The sequence below is a fragment of the Flavobacterium sp. FG68 genome (genome assembly GCF_057808895.1).
In genome coordinates this window covers 111,151-121,326 of the sequence record NZ_JBMDIY010000016.1, presented here as the reverse complement: position 1 = coordinate 121,326, position 10,176 = coordinate 111,151, and the positions used below count along the sequence as shown (strand labels likewise).

The 10,176-nt window shown below is 33.7% G+C and carries 15 protein-coding genes; all 15 read left to right on the top strand.

Annotated features, from left to right (window positions below; translation table 11 throughout):
• The first annotated feature begins 358 nt into the window (after positions 1-358).
• On the top strand, positions 359-586 hold the full coding sequence (locus ACODSB_RS12270) for a SymE family type I addiction module toxin (RefSeq protein WP_488937259.1): 228 nt from the start codon (positions 359-361) through the stop codon (positions 584-586).
• Positions 587-833: 247 nt separating this feature from the next.
• The gene (locus tag ACODSB_RS12265) at positions 834-1,787 is read left to right on the top strand and encodes an SPFH domain-containing protein (RefSeq protein WP_488937258.1); all 954 of its coding nucleotides are present in this window, start codon (positions 834-836) and stop codon (positions 1,785-1,787) included.
• A complete protein-coding gene (locus ACODSB_RS12260) occupies positions 1,787-2,029 on the top strand; it encodes a hypothetical protein (RefSeq protein ID WP_053471715.1) in 243 nt (80 codons plus the stop codon). The genes ACODSB_RS12265 and ACODSB_RS12260 overlap by 1 nt, the downstream gene beginning before the upstream one ends.
• An 11-nt stretch (positions 2,030-2,040) precedes the next feature.
• Positions 2,041-3,006, top strand: a complete 966-nt coding sequence (locus ACODSB_RS12255; RefSeq protein WP_488937257.1) for a hypothetical protein — start codon at positions 2,041-2,043, stop codon at positions 3,004-3,006.
• A gap of 27 nt (positions 3,007-3,033) precedes the next feature.
• Positions 3,034-4,008, top strand: coding sequence for a DUF6620 family protein (locus tag ACODSB_RS12250; protein ID WP_488937256.1), 975 nt, complete (start codon positions 3,034-3,036; stop codon positions 4,006-4,008).
• A 104-nt stretch (positions 4,009-4,112) separates the two neighbouring features.
• The gene (locus ACODSB_RS12245) at positions 4,113-4,859 is read left to right on the top strand and encodes a YegJ family protein (protein WP_488937255.1); all 747 of its coding nucleotides are present in this window, start codon (positions 4,113-4,115) and stop codon (positions 4,857-4,859) included.
• 126 nt (positions 4,860-4,985) lie between these two features.
• Positions 4,986-5,495 (top strand): TPM domain-containing protein, encoded by a 510-nt coding sequence (locus ACODSB_RS12240; RefSeq protein ID WP_488937254.1) that lies wholly within the window; start codon positions 4,986-4,988, stop codon positions 5,493-5,495.
• A gap of 57 nt (positions 5,496-5,552) precedes the next feature.
• The gene (locus ACODSB_RS12235; RefSeq protein ID WP_488937253.1) at positions 5,553-6,200 is read left to right on the top strand and encodes a suppressor of fused domain protein; all 648 of its coding nucleotides are present in this window, start codon (positions 5,553-5,555) and stop codon (positions 6,198-6,200) included.
• Positions 6,201-6,312: 112 nt separating this feature from the next.
• On the top strand, positions 6,313-7,215 hold the full coding sequence (locus ACODSB_RS12230) for an arginase family protein (RefSeq protein WP_488937252.1): 903 nt from the start codon (positions 6,313-6,315) through the stop codon (positions 7,213-7,215).
• A 103-nt stretch (positions 7,216-7,318) separates the two neighbouring features.
• The gene (locus ACODSB_RS12225; RefSeq protein ID WP_488937251.1) at positions 7,319-7,693 is read left to right on the top strand and encodes a YdeI/OmpD-associated family protein; all 375 of its coding nucleotides are present in this window, start codon (positions 7,319-7,321) and stop codon (positions 7,691-7,693) included.
• Positions 7,694-7,900: 207 nt separating this feature from the next.
• Positions 7,901-8,332 carry a GNAT family N-acetyltransferase gene (locus ACODSB_RS12220; RefSeq protein WP_488937250.1) on the top strand — a complete coding sequence of 144 codons (432 nt, stop codon included), beginning with the start codon at positions 7,901-7,903 and terminating at the stop codon, positions 8,330-8,332.
• 11 nt (positions 8,333-8,343) lie between these two features.
• Entirely contained in the window at positions 8,344-8,733 is a 390-nt protein-coding gene (locus tag ACODSB_RS12215) for a DUF1801 domain-containing protein (protein ID WP_488937249.1), read from the top strand.
• 79 nt (positions 8,734-8,812) lie between these two features.
• Positions 8,813-9,226 carry a hypothetical protein gene (locus ACODSB_RS12210; RefSeq protein WP_488937248.1) on the top strand — a complete coding sequence of 138 codons (414 nt, stop codon included), beginning with the start codon at positions 8,813-8,815 and terminating at the stop codon, positions 9,224-9,226.
• A 142-nt stretch (positions 9,227-9,368) separates the two neighbouring features.
• A complete protein-coding gene (locus ACODSB_RS12205; RefSeq protein ID WP_488937247.1) occupies positions 9,369-9,908 on the top strand; it encodes a hypothetical protein in 540 nt (179 codons plus the stop codon).
• A 3-nt stretch (positions 9,909-9,911) separates the two neighbouring features.
• On the top strand, positions 9,912-10,118 hold the full coding sequence (locus ACODSB_RS12200; protein WP_053471727.1) for a helix-turn-helix domain-containing protein: 207 nt from the start codon (positions 9,912-9,914) through the stop codon (positions 10,116-10,118).
• Positions 10,119-10,176: the final 58 nt, after the last annotated feature.

The window sequence follows — 10,176 nt, the reverse complement described above, 5'->3', positions numbered from 1 at the left end:
ATCCCCAATCTTGTCATTTCGACGAAGGAGAAATCTCCACAAGTAGCTCGACAAACAAGTTCCATAAAAGTAAATCGCCAGTTTTGTCATTTCGAAGAATGAGAAATCGCAATCGTATATCCACATAGTAAATCCCCAATCTTGTCATTTCGACGAAGGAGAAATCTCCACAAGTAGCTCGACAAAGATTGGTGACATTCTACACGGAGTTTCTCGCGAAGATTTCTCGTTCCTCGAAATGACAATACTTTGTCTTAAAATCCTATTTTATAAAAAAATCTACACATTAAAAATTGTTAATAAAATTCTCACTTGTCAACTTTTAAGTTGACAACATTCTCAACTATTCATTAGACATTTGATCATTACAAAACTTCGCCTTAAAAAAACAACAATACTGAACAACGAGAGAAAACTTAAAATTCACACCAAATATCAAAAAAGAACATACAAACACATTACAATTCCATCAATTAAACTGGAAGGCAAATGGCTTGAAAAGCTTGGATTTAAAAAAGGTGAAATTGTAATTGTCGAGCAAGAAGAAAATAAACTCATAATTACTAATGGAAATAAGAAAAACTAAATTCAATGTTTTGTCATTCCGAGGAACGAGGAATCGCACTCGTATATCCACAAAGAAATTCCACAAAATAACTCACCAATCTTTGCAGAGTTCCTTGTGCGATTTCTCCCTTCGGTCGAAATGACAATACTTTAGCAAATATTATAAACTTTAAATTTTATAAAGAAAAATTTGTTAAAAACTTCACATTAAAAAATATTGAAGTCGTCTTATAATTCTTATTTTTATTCTTTATAAATAAGATTTTATGACATTACCTTTTATAGAAATAATTGAAGCCACAACCAGTGATCCTAATTTACTAATGTGGAAATTTTATGATGAAGATAAAGAAATAAAAAACGGAGCAAAACTAACCGTTCGCGAAAGTCAGCATGTAATGCTTTTAAACGAAGGTCAGCTTGCCGATGTATATTCGCCGGGACTTCACACTTTATCTACAGAAAACATTCCGATTTTAAGCAAGCTGAAAGGCTGGAAATACGGTTTTGAAAGTCCGTTTAAAGTCGATGTTTATTTTTTCAACACGCATCAATTCATCAATAATAAATGGGGAACTCCCGCTCCTATTCTGCTAAACGATCCACAATACGGACAAATCAGAATTCGCGCTTTCGGAAGTTTCGACATTCAAATTGTCGACGTTGCCAAGTTCTTTCGTCAATATGCAGGAACGTATCAACAGCTTACTATTTTTGAATTGCAAAATCAGTTACGTGATTTCGTTGCGCCAAAATTTGGAGAAGTTCTAGCAAACGAAAACATCACCGTTACCGACATTGCCGGAAATATTACCCAATTGGGCAAAAAAATCGAACCGTATCTTAAACCTTATTTCCTTCAGTTTGGGATTGAATTAACGCAGTTTGTAATCACCAGCGTTACATTGCCTGAAGAAGTTACGGCACATTACGACAAAATCACCAATATGAATATGGTAACCGATATGGATAAATTTACCAAATTCAATACCGCAACCGCAATTGGCGATAAAGGAACCGCGCTTCACGATGCAACCCAAAACGCATTGAGCATGGGAATTCTGCTAAATCAATTACAGCAAAATAAAGAAACGCCAAAAGAAGAAGTAAAAGACGATTTAACGTCTAAACTTCAAAAACTAAAATCTTTATTTGATGCCGGTTTAATCGACGAAGACGAATTCAAAACAAAAAAATCTGAATTATTAAGCCAATTGTAATGGAAGAGAAAAAAGTCAATTCGTTTTTAGACAGACTAAAACAAAAAGCTCAAAACCAAACTAATTATGGCGGTGAAATGGAAATCAACGATGCCAAAATGAATGCAAAAGACTGTCCAAACTGCGGTGCCGGAAGAGCAAAACAAGACGGCGTAACGCATTGCGCTTATTGCGGATTTGAGTTTATAACCGTAAAACTTACAGACGGAGTTTATATTAAAAAAGAAGATAATTCAATTTAAAATCATATCACGTGTTCGGACTATTTAATAAATCAAAAGACCCAGAAAAAAACCAAAATAATAAAGAAGTCAATAAAGAAACATTTCCAGATTGGTACGCAGAACTTCAGGAAGCGCAGCAAAGATGGTTTGCCTTTTTAGAAAAACTCGAAGCAAAAATGGAAGAACTGGCAACAGCTTCGATTCCAGAATTGAAACAGCTTTTACAAGAAGATGAAGACCTTTATAAAAGAACTTTTCACAGAGTTTTTTCCGGTATTAACGGTCAGTTAAACAATATTAGAGACAAAGCCAGAGATACATACGAAGAAAAAATAAGCCGTATTTATTATGATCTCGATTCACAGATTTCTGTTTTAGATAAACATCACGATTTACTTTCAGATTTTAGAAGCGCATGTTCAGATCGTTATAATGATTTTGACGACAAATTTGATTATTGGAGAAAACAACTTGAAAAAACACAAGAACGCGATCTCGAAATCGAATACAAAAAAATATTAGACGAATACGAAGCCATTAAAAACAAATTCAGCTGTACGCAATGCGGCGGAAATATTGAAATCGAAAAAATCTTTTTAATCGAAACCTATATTTCATGTCCGTATTGTCAAACGCAAAATACATTTGCACCAAGTACACAAGGCCGAAATTTACAAAACATTGCACGAGGACTTGCTGAACAAAGAACCGCTCATTTATACGAAGCTTTTGAAACTGAAGATAAAAAAGAGCGTGAACTCTATCATCAGCGACATGAATTAAGTCTGAGCAAAATTCACGAATCAGACAAAAAAGTATTGAGTGAAATTCAGGCAAAGATGGACGATCTCGAAGAACAAAGGCAATTTGTAATTAAAAATGCTCCAAAACTATATCAGGTTTATCTGCGCGCCATGTATGACGAGTGGAATAAAATTACGCCAGATTTAAAAGAGCACAACGAAAAAATGTATCAAAATCAAGTACCCAATTAATAATTATTAATCCTTAAAAATCAACAAATGTTTAAAAAACTTTTTGGAGCTCTAACTGGAGACAACAAACAAGAAAATCAAAATTACGAGCAGACACAAACATCAAATGAAAGTCATGAAGATAATTATGAAGATAACTACGAAAATGAATATCAGGAAGTAGAATACGATCCGGAGACTTTACACGGAACGCATTATGATGTTGAAGATTTTGATGCCGAAGTTGCAGAAAGAGCCGAAGCATGGATTGCCGACGAACGCGCAAGCGGAGAAAACCTTGACGAAAAAGACATTCAAAACATATATTTCAATTACAGAAGAACGGTTTATACAGAATGGAACAACTGCGACTCAGACCAAATGATTCGTTTTGAGCACGCAAATTCTTTAAAATACAGCGGAGTTCAAACTTCGGGATTTGTAAAAGTTGATGAAAACAATCCGTTTCTTGAGCCAGTTCACGGTGTAGATTTAAGAACGTATACAGCAATGTGCCTTAAAATTAGTGCAGGAGTTGATTATCTTGAAGTTTGCAAAGCAATGGGCTTCGAATCTGTAGTTTGGGAAGAATTAAACACAATCTGGCCTCAGCGTATGGGCGAAGATACTTCGTTTACCGTTACAACTTTGTTTGGACAATATTATGCTGAAAATGTAACCGTTCCGCAATTAGAAAACCTTAAAGCTGAAATTTCAGAAGAAGGTGTTGCAAATTTGGAAAGAATCAGAACAGACCGTTATTTCTACGAAGAATTAGCCGGAGCAAGACAAGCTGCTTACGAATACGGAATCGACGGTGCACAATGGATTTTAGAAACTTTTGGAATCAATTTGGCTGATTTCCAATCTGTAGCAATGCAATGGATGACAGAGCAAAATCAAAACTGGAATTCAGCAGATATTACAGAATTTCATGATTATCAACAAGCAAAACAAAAAGAATATGCTGCAAAATTTGCTGCAGAACAAGGCGGGAATATCGCAGATGATGTGAATTTCTAAATTGATTTCTTTTCATGATAAAAAAACCGATTTGCCAAAACAAATCGGTTTTTTATTCGTTTAAATTTAACCGAATTTCAAAAGTCACTTTAAAAATATATACAATGGAAAACACACCCATTTTTTTCGCCGATGGAGAAAATCCAAAAATGATCGAAGCGTTTAAAAAAGCGCAGGAAACCTTTAAATATTTCTGGAGAGAGTTATCCTGGGAATACCGCAGAATAATTCCCGGACTTGATGTTGCTTGTGTAAAACTGGCTTTTACTCAGGAAATAGACGGAGAAACTGTAGTGGAACACATGTGGATTAATGATGTAAATTTTGACGGCGAAACTATTTATGGCGTTTTGGTGAATCAGCCAAGTGAATTAACCAATGTCAATAATGGAGACGAAGTACAAATTCCAATCAACCAAATGAGTGACTGGTTATTTGCAATTGGAGGAAAAACATATGGGGCATTTACCATTCAGGCAATGCGTTCCGAAATGAGCGACGACGAAAGAGAAGATCATGACGAAGCCTGGGGATTAGATTTTGGAGATTTCAACGATATTTTAGTCGTTAACGAGCAAAAAGAAAAACCGGAGAATCTTATAGAACATCCTATGAGCAAAAACATGAAAGACAGTCTTATTGACTTCGTAAAAAATAATCCCGAAGAAGTGAGCGCACAAGATGAATTAGGTTATACTTTTTTACATAGAGAAGCAGTTGCAGGAAATCTTACTTCGGTAGAAATATTATTAGAATCAGGAGCAGATAAAAATGTAAAAACTACCAGCGGAAAAACAGCACTCGATTTTGCAAAACAATTAAATTGGGAACATTTAATTCCTGTATTATAATATTTTTATTCAAAATCCGATTTGTAAACAAATCGGATTTTTTCTTTACATAAATATCAATTTATCTTTTTATCCTAAACCAATAATGTGGTATTTTTGCAGCACCAAATCTAATCTTCGCCTGCGATGAAAAAAATATTTTTCCTTATAATAATCTTGTTTCCAGCAAGTATATTATTTTCTCAAACAAAAAAAGAAAACACAGTTACTGACACTCAAAATGTTTTTTCAAGACCTTATGACTATGTAAATGATTTCGAAAAAATCTTAAATCCAGATCAAATTACAAACCTCACAAATACTTTAAAGGCATTTGAAAAACAATTTCTGTACAAAATTACAGTTGTAACAACTTCAACAATACAGCCTTATACCTCTTTCCCTGATTATTCTTTAGAATTAGACAAATATCTGGCAAAAGATCCAAAACTAGATCCAACAATTCTAATCGTAGTAAGCAAAGAATTAAGACAAATTCAGGTTCAAAGTATTGATCTTATTCGTTATAAACTAAGCGATAACGATACCCAAAATATCATTACAATCTATGCCGTTCCCGAATTTAAAAAAGGAGATTATGGTAAAGGTTTAGAACTTGCCGTTGATCAAATTATGAATAAATTAAAAACATATTAATTTATTCTTTTAACGAAAAATCTTATATTGTATTCGTTTTAATCATAAAAAGAAAGTATGACATTAGAAGAATACAAAAAACAATTTTCAGAAGATGATGCTGTAGGATGGCTTGAAATCGATAAAGAATTTGAACGTCTTTATCCAGATCAGGAACCCAAACATTTTGCTCCGGCCATAAGTTATATGCTTGGCGGAGAACATCCGCTGGACGGCGTAAGCATTTACGAAAGCAAAAAACAAACAGATCATTTTCACTTTGTAACCTACGGATTTTCTGAATTGTATTATGACGAAAATAAAATCGAAGACGAATTTAGCAAATGGGGATTTGAACTCACTTTTAGACTAAAACCTTTTGCAGAAGATAACGGAAACCCAAGCTGGGTAATTGCCCTTTTACAAAACATTGCCAAATATGTTTTTGACAGCGGCAACTGGTTTGAAGAATTTCATTATATGCCAGCAAACGGCCCTATAAGACTCGATACCGAAACCGATATTACAGCTTTAGTAATCGTTGCCGATCCTGAAATCGAAAAGAAACAAACCCCGCATGGTGAACTTTCGTTTTTACAAATAGTCGGAATAACTTCTGCTGAATACGAAGCCATAAAAGAAAATCCCGGAATTGTCGAAGAATTAGTTAATAAGCTAAAAGAAAACAATCCGCTGTTAATTACAGATTTAACGAGAAAATCATAAAATATCAAAAATCCGATTGGTGAAAACAAATCGGATTTTTTTGATTTCCGTCTGTTAAAAATAATCTACACCCGCATTAATTTTAATAACTTTATCGGTAAATAATAACGCTATGAAAGAAATATGCATTGTTGAATTCACTTCTAATTTAGGTCTAAAAGAACCGAAACCAGGAAAAGAACCAGGCGTAAATCGTTTGCCGGATTGGTTATGGAAACATAATTTGCATAAAGCAATTAATCCAAAAAACATCATAAGAGTCGATCCTCCAAAATATTCGAATATAAAAGATCCCGAAACCAATATTCTCAACGCAGATTCATTAGTTACCTACGCCAGAGAACAAGCCTATTTAATAAACAATTTATTGAGTGCCAATAAATTTCCGTTTATTTTAGGCGGCGATTGCAGCATTCTTTTAGGCCCTGCAATGGCTTTAAAACAAAAAGGAAATTACGGCTTATTTTATTTTGACGGTCATACTGATTTTATGGATGTTTCTTTGTCTGAAACCGGTGGCGTTGGCGGCATGGCAGCTTCAATTGTTACCGGAAACGGGCATCAAAAACTAACCAACATTCTCAATTTATCTCCTTATATAAAAGAAGAAAATCTTTGGTGCGTTGGTAATCGCGAATACGATGATGAATACGAAAATGAAATCCAAAAATCTTCGGCAACATACATAAGCCTTCAGGAACTGCGAAAACAAGGTATTGCAAAAGCTGTAAAAACATTTCTTTCAGAAGTTGAAAACAAAAACTTAGATGGTTTCTGGCTTCATATTGATGTCGACGTTCTTAACGACGATATTATGCCGTGCGTAGACAGCAGAACGCCAGACGGTTTAACCTATGATGAATTTAATGAACTTACCTCCTATCTATTTGAAAGTAAAAAACTAAGCGGACTTGAAATAACAATTCTCGATCCTGATTTAGACGAAACCGGAAAATATACCAAAGATTTCGTAAACAATATTACACTTACTTTCAACAAACATTTCAATACTTGATTTAAAAACATAAACACCAAATAATCAATATTTTAATATTATTTTTACTTACTGACAAACCGTTGTCACAATGCCATTTTACCTTTACTAAAAAATAAGATTTATGGAAATGAAAGACGGAAAATTAGCAGTTTATGCCGAAACCAGAGCAGACTGGCGCAAATGGCTGACAGAAAACAGTGTAAACGAAAAATCAGTCTGGCTGATTTTGTTTCATAAAAAAAGCCAGACCAAAAGCGTAAATTTAATTGAAGCCACAGAAGAAGCGCTTTGTTTTGGGTGGATCGACAGTTTGTGCAAAAAACGTGACGGCGAAAGTTATTATCTCACTTTTTCGCATCGCAACCCAAAAACCAGTAAATGGAGCAAACCCAACATAGAAAGAGCCGAACGCATGATTCAGGAAAACTTAATGACCGAACACGGACAAAAGTTAATTGACATTGCCAAAGAGCAAGGAAAGTGGATTACAGATTAATAGAATAATTTGGGCGTTTCCTTCGGCCGGGCTGTACACTATATTCCCGATTAACAAAAACTACGGCTAAAAAGCCTTGTTTTTCTAAATCGGGAGATGCCGCTTCCATCCCTAACGCAAATCCGGTTTCATAAGAACATTGTTTTTTAATTGATCATTTTAGACAAAAAAGATTATTTTTAAAACAAAATTCAACAACCCGATTTGATGAAAATAACAGAAATTACAAAAAGTGATTTTGAACCTTTAAAAATCCTGTTTTTAAAAGAAAGACAAAGAACATTTTCGTGGCTTGATACATCAGAATTTAAATTAGATGATTTTGAAAAACATACGCAGGGAGAATACATTTTAGTAGCACATATTAATGATATTCCGGTTGGTTTTATTTCGATTTGGATGCCAAATAGTTTCATTCACCATTTATATGTTGATCAGGAATATCAAGGGCAGAAAATTGGAACCGAATTATTAAAAGCAGCCATTCAAAAAACTAAATTTCCGCTTACTCTAAAATGTTTAGAAAACAATAGCAAAGCCGTTGAATTTTATAACAAAACAGGATTTATTGAAAAAGAAAAAGGACGCTCTGAAAACGGAACTTACATTTTATTTGAACTTTCAAAAGATATTAATTAAAATTCAAAACCATGAATAAGGAAATCCAGGCATACAACGATTCTCAAAACGCTGAAGACAAAAAAATATGTGATATTTTAAGTGTCGAAATTAACGATTTCCTGCAAGAAGCCGAAAGCAAAATCTGGCATCGGCATCCGGTTTGGTTTTTAGACGGAAATCCTGTTGCCGGATATAGTAAACTTAAAGATTCTGTCAGACTGCTTTTTTGGAGCGGACAATCTTTTGAGGAAAGCGGACTTCAAAATGAAGGAAGCTTTAAAGCCGCTGAAGCACGTTATACAAGCCCCGATCAAATCAATATCGACGATTTAAAAAGATGGCTCGATAAAGCCAGAAACATTCAATGGGATTATAAAAATATTGTAAAACGTAAAGGCCTTTTGATTCGGTTGAAATAATTTAAACTTTTTAAAACACTTTAAAGCAACCATTTAACTTTTTTTTTCATCTATAAATAAACTACCAAAATTTAAACCGATGAAAAAATATTTACTTCTCCTTATTTTAATTGCATTCTCTTCCTGTAATGATAATGATGATAATCACTCTGCCGAAAATCGCTTAGAAGGCAAATGGAGCTGGGTTCGCACTTATGGCGGGTTTGGAGGACCAACCAGTTCAGAAACATCAGATCAAAAAGTTGTAATTGAGATCTCAAATTCTACAATTAAAACCTATATAAACGGAAATCTGTCCCAACAGCAGAAATTTTTTATCATAACAAAAAAATCTGTTTTTGGCGGAGACAGAAAAATGATTGTTATTGATAAAGGCGACTTCATTACACAAGAATATTATTTTGACAGGTCATTTGAGTTTCATGGCAATAAACTGTATTTAATACAAGAATGTATTGATTGCTCTACATCAGAATATGAACGCGTCAAATAATTGTAATTTGTTAATTATGAATTGTTAATTCAAAACTCAATTAAGTTAATAATCAATAATTAACGATTAATATTTAATAAATTTTTATCGATAAACAATAAATTACTATATTTGTTGCATACTTATTTTAAATCAAAATATTATGTCAACAAGATCAACTTACATTTTAAAGCTCCTATACGTAGTGTCATGGATTGCTTTTATTGGGCTTTGTATCAAAGCAGGAACACTTTTAGCCTCTTACGGGGTTAGTATGTTTATCAGCGAAGTTGGAGCAAAAAACCTGCAGTTAGGTTTAGATTTATCTTCGTTAAAAGCATACGACGTTGTCGATTACTCTATTATGGTTTTCTCAATTACGGTAATTACAATTTTAGAAGCTTTGGTGTTTTATTCTGTCATTCAAATTTTCCTCAAGATTAATTTTGTCAGCCCGTTTCATGAAACAATTGGAAAACTGATCCAGAAAATGAGTGGATTCTCCTTACTTGTTGGCATTTTTAGCAACATAACCGTTAATTATTCTCAAAAATTTACTGCAATGGGAATCCAGCTTCCAAATCTTACCGAACATATTGGTCTTGGAGATGCATTCTTCTTTTTTGCCGGAATTTTATATTTTATCTCACAGCTTTTTGCTAAAGGAATCGAACTTCAAAAAGAAAGCGAATTAACCATATAAGTTATGCCAATTATAGTAAATTTAGATGTAATGATGGCGAAACGAAAAATGTCATTAAATGAACTTTCAGAAAAAGTTGATTTGACTTTATCCAATCTTTCCATATTAAAAACAGGCAAAGCAAAAGCCGTTCGTTTTAGCACGCTCGAAGCAATCTGCAAAGTTCTGGAATGCCAGCCCGGAGATATTTTAGAATTTGTCGAAGAATAAGGTATTAGGATTTTATTCGTAATTTCGTATTAAAGAGAACTTTAGGTTCTCTTTTTTG